Genomic DNA, 15538 nt, shown 5'->3' with positions numbered 1-15538 from the left:
TCGTCATAGAAACTTTTTCCAACCAGAAGAGGTGGAAGAGCGTGATGGGCGGCAATCGTCTGACCGATATCGGCAAAGGAATAACGTTTCCCTATATTGATCGGTTTGATCTTTCTGCCGTAGACGAGAACCGGAATATGTTCACGGGTATGGTCGGTCCCCCACCAGGTCGGATCACATCCATGATCGGCCGTAATGATGAGAATATCGTCATCTTCCAGCAGTTCAACCATCTCCGGCAGACGTCTGTCGAAATACTCCAGCGCGCCTGCATAGCCCGAAATATTGCGGCGATGGCCGTAGTCGGCATCGAAATTGACGAAGTTGGTGAAAAGAATGGCATCCTTTGGCGTCTCTTTTACCGCTTTGAGAGTTGTATCAAACAGATCTTCGATACCGTTGGCCTTGTAGGCTTTCGTGATGCCCCGTCCCGCAAAAATATCTTTGATTTTTCCGATACTGACCACTTCACCGCCGACGGCTTTCATCTTGTCGAGTACAGTATCGGCCGGCGGCTCGACGGAGTAGTCGTGCCGGTTGCCGGTTCGTTGAAAATTTTCTGGAGAGTCTCCCACGAAAGGGCGGGCAATAACCCGGGCAATATTGTATTTGTCGACCAGTTTACGGGCAATTTCACACACTTCGTAGAGACGTTCAAGCCCGAATCTCTCTTCATGGGCAGCAATCTGAAAGACACTGTCCGCCGAGGTATAGACGATCGGTTTGCCCGTTTTCACATGCTCTTCACCCAGTCGCTTGATGATCTCCGTTCCGGAAGCGTGACAATTTCCCAAATATCCCGGTACATTCGCCTCTTTGACAAAGGCTTCCAGAAGTTCGGGAGGAAAACTCTCTGTTTTTTTTCTGAAGTATCCCCAGGTGAAGGTAACGGGTGCGCCCATCATCTCCCAGTGACCGCTGGAGGTATCTTTCCCCGTCGAAACCTCTGCCGCAAAACCGTATGCCGCTTCGGGGATGATGTTCTCATCAAGACCGTCCGGATAACAACCGCCCCAACTCTCTTTGGCCACGAAACCGAGTCCGAAACGGTTCATATTGGGCAGATGCAAAGGACCGCTGCGGCCCTCTTCTGCCAATCCTGCCGCACAGAATGCCGCAATGTTGCAAAGTGTGTTGGCGCCATCGTCGTTGAATGGCCGCCCCTCTTTCGTGACATCCCGGAACTTACAGGCATCCTCGGCACCGCCGACACCGAAAGAGTCGAGGAGTAGAATGATGGTTCTTTTCATAGTATGCCTTTCTGAACTTGGTCATTTGCCGCCTCGCAGCGCACAAATGACCCATAATGACCTGCAATGCCTCTGTACATCAATACCCGCCTTCTCCGCTGTTTTGAGTTTCGTACCCCAGCGTTTTCAAGAGACTTCCCAGCAGACTACTCGCTCCGAAACGAAAATGCTTTTCGGTAATCCACCCTCTTCCCATAATGGTTTCGGCGAGATCCAGATAGGCTTTGGCCGCTTTTGCATCACGTACACCCCCCGCTGCCTTAAAACCGACACCCGGATTGGTCGATTTGATCGTTTCCAGCATCACCTCCGCCGCTTCGAGCGTCGCATTGACCTCGACTTTCCCTGTCGATGTCTTGATGAAATGGGCCCCGGCATCGATCGCGATCTCACTCGCCCTCCGTATCAAAGTCGCATCTTTCAGCACGCCTGTTTCAAGAATCACCTTGAGTTTCACCGAATCGCCACATTCGATTCGACACGCTTTGACCAGGTCGAATCCGACCCGTTCGTTGCCGGCCATGAAAGCCCGATAGGGGAACACGACATCGACTTCATCGGCTCCATACGCCACCGACGCCCGGGTCTCCGCCACGGCGATATCGATATCATCATCACCCCACGGGAAATTGGTCACCGTTGCCACCTTTATATTGGGGGTTCCCTGCTCTTTCAACATTTTTTTCGCCAATGGTATGAAACGGGGATAGATGCAGACCGCCGCCGTATCCCCGACCGGCGTATGTGCGTCGCGACAAAGCTGTACAATTTTTTCACGGGTATCATCGTCGTTCAGCGATGTCAGATCCATCAGTCTGATCGCCGTTTCGGCCGCTTCCCTCAAATTTTCCATAGGTACTCCATTACATCATTTTGATTGCGATAAATATGCCCACCAGCGTCGCACTCATAAAATTGGAGAGCGTGCCCGCCAAAACCGCTTTCATACCCATTCGTGCAATATCTCCCCGGCGATTCGGCGCAAGAACGCCCAGACCGCCCAGCAAAATGGCCAGGGAAGAGAGATTTGCGAAACCGCAGAGCGCCACGGTGGCGATCGCCATGGAGTGTGGATCGAGCGACGCTTTCAGTTTGACAAGATCGATATAGGCGACGAACTCGTTGATGATCAGTTTGATACCCAGCAGTGAACCGACATCGATGGCATGCTCCCATGGAACACCCAGAATGAACGCAATAGGTGCGAAAAGATAACCGAGCATCTGCTGAATCGTGATGTTTTCGTAACCGAACAGACCGCCGATACCCCCGAACATCATGTTCAGCAATGCGATAAGCGCGACAAACGCGATCAGCATTGCACCCACGTTCGCCGCCAGTCTGAGCCCGTCGGAAGCTCCGATGGCGGCAGCGTCAATCACATTGACGGCACCCATCTCCTCCTCCTGCTCCTCTTTGATCTTCTCCTCGACTTCGATCTTGGGCTCCTCCGTTTCGGGTTCGAGCATCTTTGCCATCAGCAATCCGCCCGGCGCCGCCATGAAGGATGCGGCAATCAGATAATTGAGACTGATTCCCATCGATGCGTATCCAGCCAGAACAGCACCCGCAACGGACGCCAATCCACCCGACATAATGGCGAAGAGCTCCGATTTTGTCATCGTCGACAGATAGGGTTTGACAACCAGTGGCGCTTCGGTCTGGCCGACAAAAATATTGGCCGCGGCCGAAAGCGATTCGACCGGCGAGGTTTTCAGCAGTTTCTGCAATCCTCCACCCATCACTTTGATGACCACCTGCATGATTTTGAGATAGTAGAGCACCGACATCAGTGCGGCGAAAAAGATGATGACCGGCAACACTTTGATCGCGAAAATGAAACCGATCTGTTTGACATCCGCCAGAGAGCCAAAGACGAAGCCGATGCCCGCATGGGCACTGTCGATGACGGCCTGTACCCCGTTCGAAATCGTCTGCAATGTCACCGCCCCGGAATCTGTGTAGATAACGAATGCCGGAATCAGAGCCTGGAGTGCAAGAGCACCAAAAATGGTTCGAGGGTTGATCGCTCGCTTGTTGCTCGAAAAAAGAAACGCAATCGATAACAAGACAACGACACCGACCAACCCAATCAATACCTGCTGCATTTGAAGCTCCTCTCGGTAAAGGACCACCTTTTTTTTATTTAAATCTATCAGATGATCACGGTTTTTATTTTAAATCTATTATAACTTTATTGGTTTAATTTTTTTTTATCTTAGCGGAGCATCAAAAAGAGCGTTTGTACATACCGGAAGATTCCGGGTGTATCTGCTGAACATTCCCATAAGGTTCGATTATTCGGTTGTGTAAAAAACGATTATTCGTTTCGAAGTACTTTGAGCGGATCGACCTGTGACGCCTTTTTGGCCGGATAGAGCGATGAAAAAAGTGTAATGAGAAAGGCACCGACGATGATACTGACAAAATCGATCCATTCCAGATCAAGAGGCAGGCGTGTTGTGCCGTAGACATCTTCGGGCAGTGAAATGATGTCGAAGTGTTTGAGCAACTCCATACCACCGAGTCCCAGCAACGTACCGACCAGGACACCTCCAATACCGATAATCAGACCGAGTCTGAAAAAGATTTGGCGTATCTCCCGTTTCGAGGCACCGAGTGAAAGAAGCAGAGCCACCTCACTGCGCCGGTTCATGACCGTCATAAGCAGCGAACTCACGATATTGAGAGATGCGATGAGAATAATGAGCATCAACACGATAAAGAGTGCCCTCTTCTCCATCTGCATCGCTGCGAAGAAATTTCCGTTTTGCTGCCACCATCCGATAATACCGACACTCGATGGCAACTCTTCCCTGATCGATTCGATATCGCGCATCGGATGTTTCGAATCGATATGAATGCCGTCGTACTCTCCCGCTTTGCGCTTCAGTACCTTCTCGAATGTCTTGAACGAGGTGTAATAGTAACTTTCATCGTAGGCGTTGAGTCCGGATCGGAACAGCCCTTCGATCGTAAACCGTTTGCTCAAAGGCATCAGTGACAGACCTGCAGGCTGCAGCTTGGAAAAGATGAACATGACTTTGTCACCCATTCCGAGGCGCAGATGCTCGGCAAGCGGCTTTCCGATAATCACTCCATATTTTCCAAACGGCTTGGCATAGGCTTTGGCAAATACCTCATTGACCGCTTTTTCGCGTTCCGGATCGATACCGAACATCAAACCGCCTTTGAGCGTTCCACCTTTGCGCACCATGACCTGCGTTTGCATATAGGGACTGAAATGAAGATCGGGAAATTTGTCGCCAAGCTGATCGACCAGTTCGTCATTGATGGCATTACGAAGTTTTGGATAGACCGTAAGGGGGTAGTTCATCACGAAAAGCCGTTTTTCGAACTCTTTTTCCATGCCATTCATGATCGCCATGGCGATAATAAGAACCGTCACACCGATTGCGATACCGAGAAAAGCCAGGATCGCCGCCAAAAAGATGAAAGGGTGTTCGCGGTCAAAGCGCAAATAGCGTTTGACCATCGTATTGACGAAGCGGGGATTCATAAAACCGCCTCAGGCGCTTTACAGAGATCAGAAAACGGTGAACAGAGAACAGAGGGCCGCACGGCGGCCTTTACTGAAAAAGAAGCGTTAGCGACCATCCTAAACTGCTCACCGTTCACTGTTCACTGTTCACTCACCCTTATCCGCGAGCAATCCTCTTTTCGGGCCGCTTCTGCCGCAGCAGTGTTTGTACTTCTTGCCGCTTCCGCAGGGACAGGGGTCGTTGCGTTTGGGTTTCTTGCCCGTCAGCGGTGCAAGCTCCTCCTCTTTGTTGGTCGAGAAATTTTCGAGCTCCGCTTCCATCTGGGCGCGCATCCGTTCGATCGCCTCCTGCTCCTGCTGCAGCTCCTCTTCCGATTTGAAACGGATGAGATAGAGGGTTTTGAGTGCTTCGAATTTGATCGACTCGACCAGTTCGGTAAAGAGATTGTAGCTCTCCTTCTTGTATTCGACGAGGGGATCTTTCTGATTGTAGCCACGCAGTCCGATGCCCGTTTTGAGAATATCCATCTGATAGAGATGATCGCGCCATGCGTTGTCGAGTACCTGCAGATAGATGATCCTCTCGATCTCGTTGCGCTGTTTCGGATCCACGGCACCCATTTTCATTTCGTATCGCTCGGTGATCTGCCCCAGCAGGTACTCTTTGAGTGCATGATAATCTTTGCCTTCGATCTCTTCGGGTTCGAATGGTTCGCCCAGCTCTTCGAGAAGTTTCAGACGCAGACGCTCCAGATCGTAATCCTCCTGCGGTGCTCCGTCGAAAATACCCGAATCCATCAGAAGATGCTCCAGGTACTCCTCACGAACCGTGCCGATCTTCTCCGAAATATCGAATTCGGGATTGAGAAGCTCGTGACGGAACCTGTAGACGAGTTTGCGCTGTTCATTGGCGACATCGTCGTATTCGAGAAGGTGTTTACGCGATTCGAAGTGGAGGTTTTCAACCTTTTTCTGAGCCTTCTCGACGGCACGTGTCACCATTTTCGATTCGATATACTCGCCCTCTTCGACACCCATCTTGTCCATGATCGTCTTGATGCGTTCACTGCCGAAAATACGCAGCAGATGGTCTTCGAGACTCAGATAGAATCGGCTCTCCCCCGGATCGCCCTGACGACCGGACCGTCCGCGAAGCTGGTTGTCGATACGACGGCTTTCGTGCCGCTCGGTACCGATGATATAGAGTCCTCCCAATGCCCGGACTTCGTCATCGATCTTGATGTCGACACCCCGACCCGCCATGTTCGTCGCGATCGTCACGGCACCGGTTTTACCGGCATCTTTGATGATCTCGGCTTCATGCTCGTGGTTTTTGGCGTTCAGAACATTGTGGGTAATCTTCTCTTTTTTCAGCAGTTCATGCAACACTTCCGACTTTTCGATCGATGCGGTACCGACGAGTATCGGCTGCCCTTTTTTGTTGCGCTCTTTGATGTCGCGGATGACGGCATCGAACTTCTCTTTCTCGGTCTTGTAGATCAGGTCGGGCATATCCTTTCGGATGACCGGAACATTGGTCGGAATCGAGATGACATCGAGACCGTATATTTCGGCGAACTCCGTCGCTTCCGTCTGTGCCGTACCGGTCATACCCGCCAGTTTATCGTACATGCGGAAATAGTTCTGGAAAGTGATATCGGCCAGTGTCTGCGACTCCTCCTTGATCTCCACACCCTCTTTCGCTTCAAGCGCCTGGTGCAGTCCTTCACTGAAACGGCGTCCTTCGCTGAGACGTCCCGTGAACTCGTCGACAATGACGATCTCCCCCTCCTTGACGACATAGTCGACATCCCGTTCGAAAAGGTGATGGGCTTTGAGTGCCTGATCGAGGTGATGCGCCAGTATCGCATTCTCCATCGCATAGAGATTGTCGACACCGAACAGTTTTTCCGCCTTTTCGATCCCCTTTTCGGTGACGAGAATGACACGGTTTTTTTCATCCACCGTAAAATCCTCATCACGTACCAACTGTTTGGCAACCTTGTCCGCACGAATATAATTGTCCAGTTTGCTTTTTGTAGGACCCGAAATAATCAGCGGCGTTCTGGCTTCGTCGATCAGAATGGAGTCGACTTCGTCGACGATTGCGTAATAGTGGTCACGCTGCACCATTTCATCAAGCGAGTATTTCATATTGTCGCGCAGATAATCGAAACCGAATTCGTTGTTGGTTCCATACGTGATGTCGGCGTCATACTGCGCTTTGCGTGTCGCATCATCGGGGATGTCCGCCGTTATCGTACCGACACTGTAGCCGAGAAATTCGTAGATTTTTCCCATATCGTGGGCATCACGTTTCGCGAGGTAGTCGTTGACCGTGACGACATGCACACCGCGTCCCAGCATCGCGTTCAATACGACCGGCAGTGTCGCGACGAGTGTTTTGCCCTCTCCCGTTTTCATCTCTGCGATCCGATTGTCGTGGAGAACCATGCCCCCCACCAGCTGTACATCGAAGTGGCGCAGTCCCGTCGTACGTTTGGAAGCTTCGCGGGTAATCGCAAACGAATCGTACAGTACATCTTCGAGTGTCGCATCACCGGATAGCACTTTCTCTTTCAAACCGTTAAAGGCCGCCTTGAGCCCCTCATCGTCCATCTTTTCATACTTTGGCTCAAGTGCATTGATCTTTGCAACTTTTTTGCTGTATTTTTTCAGTTCTCTGTCGTTGGCTGTCCCGACAATGGCACGAAAAACCGATTTTATCATTCCTGTTTACCTTTTAGTGAGACAATCTGCATAGTTTGAGCATCTCCAAAATCCCTGTTTTGTTCCGAAAAGAGGTTTTGGAGACGCTCTCTTTTTCTTTAGCGGATTATTAAGGCAATGATTTTATCACATCTTTACATAGTCTCCTATAAAATGAAAATTATGATTAAAATAATTATGCCTCTCCTGCTTGGAACCTTTCTCTTCGGCTCGCTGCCTGTACCGCAACAGTTTCGTGCCGACTTCAACCAGACCGTGATCAACACCGACAACAACCAGACGCTTCATTACAGCGGCCATGTCGCCATCAAGGTACCCAACCGTGCCAAGTGGGTCTATAGCCGGCCGGTTCCGAAAACGATCTGTCTGCTTGAAGACCGGGCCTGGGTTATCGAGCCCGAACTCGAACAGGCCACCCTCTATCGACTGGACAAAGCGATTCCGCTGCTAGCCATTCTCGAAAACGCGAAAAAGATCGATACAGGGCATTACACTGCCCGATACAACGGGGTAGAGTACGATCTGCGTGTCGATGAAAAAGAGAAATTGAAAGCAGTAGAGTATACGGATGAGCTTGGAAACCGCGTTATCCTGCTATTCAGCGGTATTGACACATCTCCTATCGATAGTACAGAAACGGAATGTACGATTCCGAGGGAATACGATGTTATCGATGGAAGATTTTAACGCGGCAACTCTCTGATCAATTCGAGACATTTTTCGAGTGTATCTGTCTCGAGACGAATGTTCTGAATAAAAACGAAGTCGACTTCAATGCCATACTGCTTGTCGGCAAGATCGATCACCATCTTTTTGAATTGTGCTTTTCCCTGCGAAGTGAGAAGCGTTTCCGCCCAAAAACTTCCGACGGCCGTCTGAACCACATCCATCAATTCGACATCATGCTGTTCGATATCGCGTCCCTGGAGGACTACGGAGAGTTCGACATTGACCGGCTTACGCTCTTTCTTCATCAGCAGCGTCGTTTCCAGGTTGTCGAGATGGAGTTGTCCGGCAAAAAGCAGACAGGGAAGAAAAAAGAAGAGAATTTTTTTCATGTTTTACCGTTCGAAAGGATTACGGCCGGGCGTAAAGCCCGACCGTCAACAAGAATTTATCCAACCATATATTCGAGTGTTTCACGGTCCACTTTGTCGAAGCTGAGATACTTGTAGACATCTTCCTCTTTGCCGGCAATCGCCTGCGGTACGATGTCGAGATACTCCTCTTTGGTCGGTATTTTACCGAGAATGGCACAGACAGCCGCCAGTTCGGCACTTCCGAGATAGACCTGCGCACCCTTTCCAAGACGGTTGTCGAAGTTACGGGTCGAAGTGGAGAAGACGATGGCGTTGTCGCGAACACGCGCCTGGTTCCCCATACAGAGGGAACATCCCGGAATTTCGGTTCGGGCACCCGCTTGACCGAATATCGAGTAATACCCCTCTTCGATGAGCTGCTTTTCATCCATTTTGGTCGGCGGCGCGATCCAGAGGCGGGTCGGCACCTGACCTTTTCCTTTGAGTACCTCGCCAAGCGCCCGGAAGAGACCGATATTGGTCATACAGGATCCGACAAAGACCTCTTCGATGTTATGCGGACGATTCGGATCGGCCAGGACTTCGCTGAGAGTCGCGACATCGTCCGGATCGTTCGGGCATGCGACGATCGGTTCGGTCACTTCGTTCAGATCGATCTCGATAACGGCAGCGTATTCGGCATTGGCATCCGGCTCCATCAATACCGGATTCTCGAGCCATTTTTTCATATTGTCGATACGGCGCTGGATCGTACGCTTGTCTTCATACCCCTGATCGATCATCGCTTCGAGCAGTTTGATATTGGAGTTGATGTACTCGATAACCGGCTCTTTGTCGAGGCGGACGGTACACGCCGCGGCACTACGCTCCGCCGATGCGTCGGAGAGCTCGAACGCCTGCTCGCACTTGAGGAACGGCAATCCTTCGATCTCGAGAACACGTCCGGCGAAGATGTTTTTCTTCCCTTTCTTCTCGACAGTGAGCAGCCCTTCCTTGATTGCAAAATAGGGAATCGCGTTGACGAGGTCTCGCAGTGTAATGCCCGGCTGCAGTTCGCCTTTGAAGCGGACCAGAACAGATTCCGGCATGTTCAGAGGCATCGTACCGGTAACCGCCGCGAACGCGACAAGACCCGAACCGGCCGGGAAGCTGATGCCGATCGGGAAGCGTGTATGGCTGTCTCCGCCCGTACCGACCGTATCGGGAAGGACCATACGGTTGAGCCAGCTGTGGATGACACCGTCTCCCGGTCGGAGAATGACACCGCCGCGGCTCGTCCAGAACGGAGGAAGCGTATGTTGAAGCTGGACATCCGCCGGCTTCGGATAGGCTGCCGTATGGCAGAAGGATTGCATGACCAGATCGGCACCGAAACTGAGTGCCGCAAGCTCTTTGATCTCGTCGCGTGTCATCGGTCCTGTCGTATCCTGGGAGCCGACGGTGGAGACTTCCGGCTCGACGTACATACCCGGGCGCACACCCTCCATGCCGCACGCTTTACCAACCATTTTCTGGGCCAATGTAAAGCCGACACCCTCTTTGCCTTCCGGCTGTTCGGGACGTGCGAAGATATTCTCTTCACCCATACCGAGTACTTCGCGGGCTTTGCGAGTCAGATTGCGTCCAATGATAAGAGGGATACGCCCCCCTGCACGGAATTCGTCCGGAAGCGTGTTGGGTTTGAGTTTGAATTCACTGACCACTTCACCATTTTTATAAATTTTGCCTTCGTAGGGCTTGACGGTAATGACATCGCCTGTTTCGAGTTTTTCAACCGGCGCCTCGATCGGAAGAGCACCCGAGTCTTCCGCCGTGTTGAAGAAGATCGGTGCAATGATACTTCCGATGACGACACCGCCGGTACGCTTGTTGGGAACACCGGGAATATCTTCGCCAAGGTGCCACTGAACGGAGTTGATACCCGATTTTCGGGAAGAACCCGTACCGACGACATCACCGACGTAGGCGACCGGATGGCCCTTCTCTTTCAGTTTTTTGATCGTGCCGATCGGATCATCCATCTTTGCCGTCAACATACTGTTGGCATGGAGAGGAATGTCGCTTCGCGTAAACGCTTCGCTCGCAGGAGAGAGATCGTCGGTATTGGTTTCGCCCGGTACTTTGAAAACGGTAACCGTGATCTCTTCCGGAAGTTCCGGACGGTTCAGGAACCATTCGCCCTTCGCCCAGCTCTCGAGAACCTCTTTGGCATATTGGTTACCGTTGTCGGCAAGCTCTTTTACATCGTTGAACGCGTCGTAAACCAGGAGAGTATTTTTGAGCTGATCGGCTGCTTCCTGCGCAACTTCTGCATTTTCATGGTTCAATGCATCAACAAGAGGCTTGACATTAAAGCCTCCCAGCATCATACCCAGCATTTTGATGGCACGCAGTGGAGAAATTGCAGCTGTCTTTGCATGACCCTGTACAATGTCGTTCAAAAATGCCGCTTTGACATAGGCAGCATCGTCCACTCCGGGCGGAACGCGATTTTCGAGAAGATCCAGAAGTTTTTCCTCTTCGACAATCGGAATCTCTTTCAACAGCTCAATTACCTGCGCTGTCTGTTCTGCACTGAGCGGAAGTGGCGGAACGCCCAACGCTTCACGCTCTTTCACATGCTTTTCGTATTCGGCCATAAAACCCATTCTTTCTCCTTCGTTATGGTTTGGTTCCGTCTATTTTATCAGACCAACCTGCAATATTCTCTGTATTGTAACTATAGGTAACATCTATTTTCCGCACTGTGTCAAATTGTAACGTGACACTTTTCGAAGCTTTCCTGTGCTAATCTAAAAGAGAATGATCTGTTGAAAGGAGAGAGAATGTATAACCTGATCGTCTGTGCGGACGGCACGTGGAACACCCCCGACCAGAAAGAATATGACATTCCAACCCCGACCAATGTCGTACGGATTTTCAATGCCCTCGACAAATTCGACAAAGATGGAAATGAACAGAAACGCTATTATCATCCCGGTGTCGGTACGGATGGCACATGGTGGGAAAAACTGGCCGGCGGCACCGTGGGTGTCGGCCTCAGTAAAAACATCAAAAGCGCCTACAAGTGGCTCTGCGATCATTACCGCCCCGAAGATCGCATCTTCCTCTTTGGTTTCAGCAGGGGCGCCTATACGGTACGGAGTCTGGCCGGAATGATCGGCAAATGTGGACTTCTGGATCTTTCCGGGCTCGAAGAGGAAGAGTTGTGGCACCGTGTCAAAACCGCCTATGATGAAGGATATCGGAAAGGAAAACCACGAAAAGATTGGGCAAAAGGATGGAAGTTTCATCCCGAAACCGATATCGACTGTAAAAAGAGAGACAAAACGGTAAAAAAAAGATCGATTCCGATCCATTTCCTGGGCGTATGGGATACTGTCGGCGCACTGGGTATTCCCAACAACCTTGCCATCCTGAATCTGCTCGACAATGTCAAAAAATATGCCTTTCACGACACCAAACTCGGCTGCAATGTCCTGCATGCCCGTCATGCCGTTGCAATCGACGAAAAACGTGCCAGCTTCTCTCCGACACTCTGGAGCAACATCGAAAATAGAAAGGATGTCAAGCAGATCTGGTTTCCGGGTGTCCACTCCAATGTCGGCGGAGGCTATGTCGATACCGGGCTGTCCGATATCGCACTCAAATGGATGATTGAGGAAGCGGCGGATGCCGGTCTTCTATTCCGGAAAGAGATGGTCAAACAGATAAAGCCGAACACTCGGGGCATTCTGTACGATTCGTTGAAAGGTATATTCAAACATCTGCGTGCCACACCGAGAAGCATACCCGCACTCATCAAAAAGAACAGTCCGAAAATAGTGCACCATTCGGCTATCAAGCGGCAGGTCGACCCTCCGATCGAAGAGGCCGACTATCACACGACCGAATTCCTGAAAAAAGGCGAAAGCCTCGAACGTACCATCTATGCGATGAATCCCTGGAATGAAACGGGAATCTATCTCGAAGCGGGAAAAACCTATCGGTTCGAAGCGAAAGGACAGTGGATGGATCGCGATATCAAATGCGGTCCGGAGGGAGCGGATGACGGCAAGTTTTATATCGGGGAGATCGCCCATATCGCCGGCACGCTATGGGGAAAGATCGAAGAACTATACAAAAAGGTCACCAAAAACGAAGCGGCGGACTTTATCGGAAGCAGACGCGAGGAGAAGATTCCATGGTTTGCATTGGTCGGGTCGATTGCCAATGGAGGCAACCCGAAAAAAGATGGGACACCGGCACCTCACGAAACATTCAAAATCGGGAAAAAGTGCAAACATACCCCTAAAAAATCGGGATACTTCTATGCCTATGCCAATGATGCGTGGAATTTTTACGGAAACAACCGGGGCAGTGTCAGGCTGACAATCACCCGGATCGATTAACCCCCGACGATCTCCCGATTGCCCTTGGCGTTGGGTGCCGATATGATGCCCATGTTTTCAAGCTGTTCCACAATGCGCGCCGCACGGTTGTAACCGATCTGAAGACGCCGCTGCAGATAACTGATACTCGTTTTCCGATCGGTAAGAACAATCTGTTTCGCCTCTTCGAAAAGCGGATCGATATCATCGACCGTACCGCCGCCGGAGGCAGTGCCGCCCTCGACATCGCTCTCCTGCAGAAAGTGTTCGTCATATTCGGCGAGCCGCTGGGATTTGAGAAACTCGACGATCGTTTCGATCTCCTGTTCACTGCTCCACGGTGCATGCAGACGGATCAGCCCCCCACCGCCCGGCGGTGTAAAGAGCATGTCGCCCCGTCCAAGAAGCGATTCGGCTCCCAATGTATCGAGAATGACTTTCGAGTCGATCTTCTGCCCGACTTTGTAACTGATACGTGACGGAAGATTCGCTTTGATAAGCCCCGTCACGACGTCGACACTCGGTCGCTGTGTCGCAACGATCAGATGGATACCGCTGGCACGCGCCATCTGTGCAAGGCGGGCAATGCTGAACTCCACATCCTTTCCGCCTGTCATCATCAAATCGGCCAGTTCGTCGATAACAACGACAATGTAGGGAAGCTCTTCACGTCTCTCTTTGCGTGCTTTTTCGTTATAAGTCTCAATGTTCTTGGTCCTCGTCTGACTCATCAGCTGGTAACGTCTCTCCATCTCGCCCACCATGTTCGAGAGTGCGACAATCGCCTTTTTCGGCTGTGTAATAACCGGTGTGAGCAGATGCGGAATATCGTTGTAAACAGAAAATTCGAGCATCTTCGGATCGATCATCATCAGTTTCAGTTGGTCGGGCGAATTGCGATAAAGCAGACTCAGGATCATCGCGTTGATACCGACACTTTTCCCGCTGCCGGTCGTCCCTGCTATAAGCAGGTGCGGAAGCTTTTTCAGATCGGTGACGAACGGTTTGCCGACAATGTCTTTGCCGAGTGCGATTGTCAACGGCGATTTGGATTTTTTGAAAATGTTGTCCTCGAGAATCTCCCGCAGATAGATCGTTTCGACCTCTTTGTTGGGAATCTCGATACCGACGACATCTTTGCCGGGGACCGGGGCCTGGATACGGATCGTCTGCGCCCGAAGCGCCATCGCGAGGTCGTCCTGCAGATTGAGGATTTTGGAGACTTTGATATGGGCGGCGGGTTTGAATTCGAATGTCGTCACGACCGGGCCGGCATAGGTTCGGACCACATCCCCTTCGATTTTGAATTTGGCGAGCTTCTCCAGAAGATCGCTGATCTTCGCATCGATCTCCGCTTCATTGATCTCCTTGCTTCGCTTGGGAGCCTTTTGAAGAAAATCAAGTTTCGGCAGCCGGAAATTTTTCGGCTTCTCCTGTTCGCCGAGATCGATCTGCGCCAGCAGTTTTTTGTTCTCTTCGATCTCGTGGACGATTTCGATGGTTCCATGCTCCGTGTGCGCTTTCTCTACGGCATTCGGTTCGGCTTTGCCATCTTTTTTCCCCTTCTCCCGCTTGATCAGTCGTATCTCGTCTGTTCTCTCTTCCGGAATAGCTTCTGCCGATCCCTCTTCGGAAGTGGCGGATACTGGTTCAGGCTCCGGCACTGCTGCCCTTTTCGCTTCACTGCGGCCTTCTCTTTTCAACCGTTTCGGTTTCACCGAAACCGGCTGGGTGGGAGTATCCTCCTCTTTTTCATGCATCATCGCCTGAATGTCGGACACTTTCCAATGGATCGTTTCACCCCACAGAATGACACCCGACAGCGTCAGAGTCATCAGCCAAAAGAGCCACACACCGGCATCCCCGATAAATGGATGCAGAAAACTGACGATACTCCCCCCTATCCATCCATCCAGCGGCGGTTCGGCGACCAGTGCCTGCAGAATGAGGAGTGAAAAGAGAAAGAGAGTCCATGCGGCGAAACTCTCGATTTCGAAATCTTCAAATCTCTGCAGCCTATAGAGTCGATAGAGCGGATAGAGAAGAAATAGAAAGTCTGCATATCCCAGAAATCCGAAAAGTTCGAGATTGTGTGTTCCGAGATAGGTACCAAACGTTCCTACCATTGCGCTTTGCGGGAAAAAAGTCGCAATGGTTCCATACATAAAGAAAATGGCGATCGTCAGTAAAAATGCTGTTTTAAAAATAGTCGTTTCCTTCTATATAAAATAGCGCAGTGCCCTGCATCGTTTGAAAAGATGATTATATCTCATCCTTCAAAATCTATGCAAGGTGATGAAACGAGTGTTAAAGATAGTTAACCAATGAGAGGTTCTGAACTTTTGCGATCGATGCCATCATCGCCTGAAAATTGATGCTGAGCTGGTTCAGCCGTACCGATGCTTCCCCGATATCGGTATCGAGAACTTCGGAGCGCAATGACTGAACATTGATTTTGAGTGTTTCGCTGCGTTCGACGGCATATTTGAGGCTGTTGGACATTGCACCGATTTTTGTATGCTCTTTCCCCACATGATCGAGAACGTGATCGATACGGGCAAGCGCGTTTTCGATGCCGGCGTTGCGTGCCAGGTTGCTGCTGCCGCCATCGGGATAGACCAGACCGTTCTCCACCGCTTCGATCGC

At 51.0% G+C, this 15538-nt stretch carries 11 protein-coding genes; 2 read left to right on the top strand and 9 right to left on the bottom strand.

Annotated features, from left to right (window positions below; all coding sequences use genetic code 11):
• From Q1K24_RS03595 to secA, 5 genes are all read right to left on the bottom strand, one after another.
• The coding region (locus Q1K24_RS03595) for a phosphopentomutase (protein ID WP_300366071.1) at positions 1–1250 on the bottom strand (1250 nt) is incomplete at its 3' end.
• 79 nt (positions 1251–1329) lie between these two features.
• The gene (deoC, locus tag Q1K24_RS03590; RefSeq protein WP_300366068.1) at positions 1330–2103 is read right to left on the bottom strand and encodes a deoxyribose-phosphate aldolase; all 774 of its coding nucleotides are present in this window, start codon (positions 2101–2103) and stop codon (positions 1330–1332) included.
• Positions 2104–2113: 10 nt separating this feature from the next.
• Positions 2114–3358 (bottom strand): NupC/NupG family nucleoside CNT transporter, encoded by a 1245-nt coding sequence (locus tag Q1K24_RS03585; RefSeq protein ID WP_300366064.1) that lies wholly within the window; start codon positions 3356–3358, stop codon positions 2114–2116.
• Between the two features lie 212 nt (positions 3359–3570).
• The gene (locus Q1K24_RS03580) at positions 3571–4770 is read right to left on the bottom strand and encodes an ABC transporter permease (protein WP_300366060.1); all 1200 of its coding nucleotides are present in this window, start codon (positions 4768–4770) and stop codon (positions 3571–3573) included.
• Positions 4771–4899: 129 nt separating this feature from the next.
• Entirely contained in the window at positions 4900–7482 is a 2583-nt protein-coding gene (gene secA / locus Q1K24_RS03575; protein ID WP_300366057.1) for a preprotein translocase subunit SecA, read from the bottom strand.
• A 162-nt stretch (positions 7483–7644) separates the two neighbouring features.
• Here secA and lolA point away from each other — a divergent pair, with 162 nt between their 5' ends.
• On the top strand, positions 7645–8169 hold the full coding sequence (lolA, locus tag Q1K24_RS03570; RefSeq protein ID WP_300366054.1) for a LolA-like outer membrane lipoprotein chaperone: 525 nt from the start codon (positions 7645–7647) through the stop codon (positions 8167–8169).
• Here lolA and Q1K24_RS03565 read toward each other — a convergent pair.
• Both Q1K24_RS03565 and acnB read right to left on the bottom strand, forming a co-directional pair.
• A complete protein-coding gene (locus Q1K24_RS03565) occupies positions 8166–8540 on the bottom strand; it encodes a hypothetical protein (RefSeq protein WP_300366051.1) in 375 nt (124 codons plus the stop codon). The genes lolA and Q1K24_RS03565 overlap by 4 nt on opposite strands.
• A gap of 56 nt (positions 8541–8596) precedes the next feature.
• Entirely contained in the window at positions 8597–11170 is a 2574-nt protein-coding gene (gene acnB / locus Q1K24_RS03560; RefSeq protein WP_300366049.1) for a bifunctional aconitate hydratase 2/2-methylisocitrate dehydratase, read from the bottom strand.
• A 177-nt stretch (positions 11171–11347) separates the two neighbouring features.
• On the opposite strand from acnB, the gene Q1K24_RS03555 reads away from it, so the two are divergent.
• The gene (locus tag Q1K24_RS03555; RefSeq protein WP_300366046.1) at positions 11348–12913 is read left to right on the top strand and encodes a DUF2235 domain-containing protein; all 1566 of its coding nucleotides are present in this window, start codon (positions 11348–11350) and stop codon (positions 12911–12913) included.
• Here Q1K24_RS03555 and Q1K24_RS03550 read toward each other — a convergent pair.
• Positions 12910–15018, bottom strand: a complete 2109-nt coding sequence (locus Q1K24_RS03550; RefSeq protein ID WP_300366043.1) for a DNA translocase FtsK — start codon at positions 15016–15018, stop codon at positions 12910–12912. The genes Q1K24_RS03555 and Q1K24_RS03550 overlap by 4 nt on opposite strands.
• Before the next feature lie 181 nt (positions 15019–15199).
• On the bottom strand, positions 15200–15538 hold a 339-nt coding region (locus Q1K24_RS03545), incomplete at its 5' end, for a flagellin (RefSeq protein ID WP_300366040.1).

This window comes from Hydrogenimonas sp., assembly GCF_029932565.1.
Taxonomy (GTDB): domain Bacteria; phylum Campylobacterota; class Campylobacteria; order Campylobacterales; family Hydrogenimonadaceae; genus Hydrogenimonas.
The sequence above is the reverse complement of the archived record's forward strand: the minus strand, read 5'-3'. Positions and strand labels throughout refer to the sequence as shown.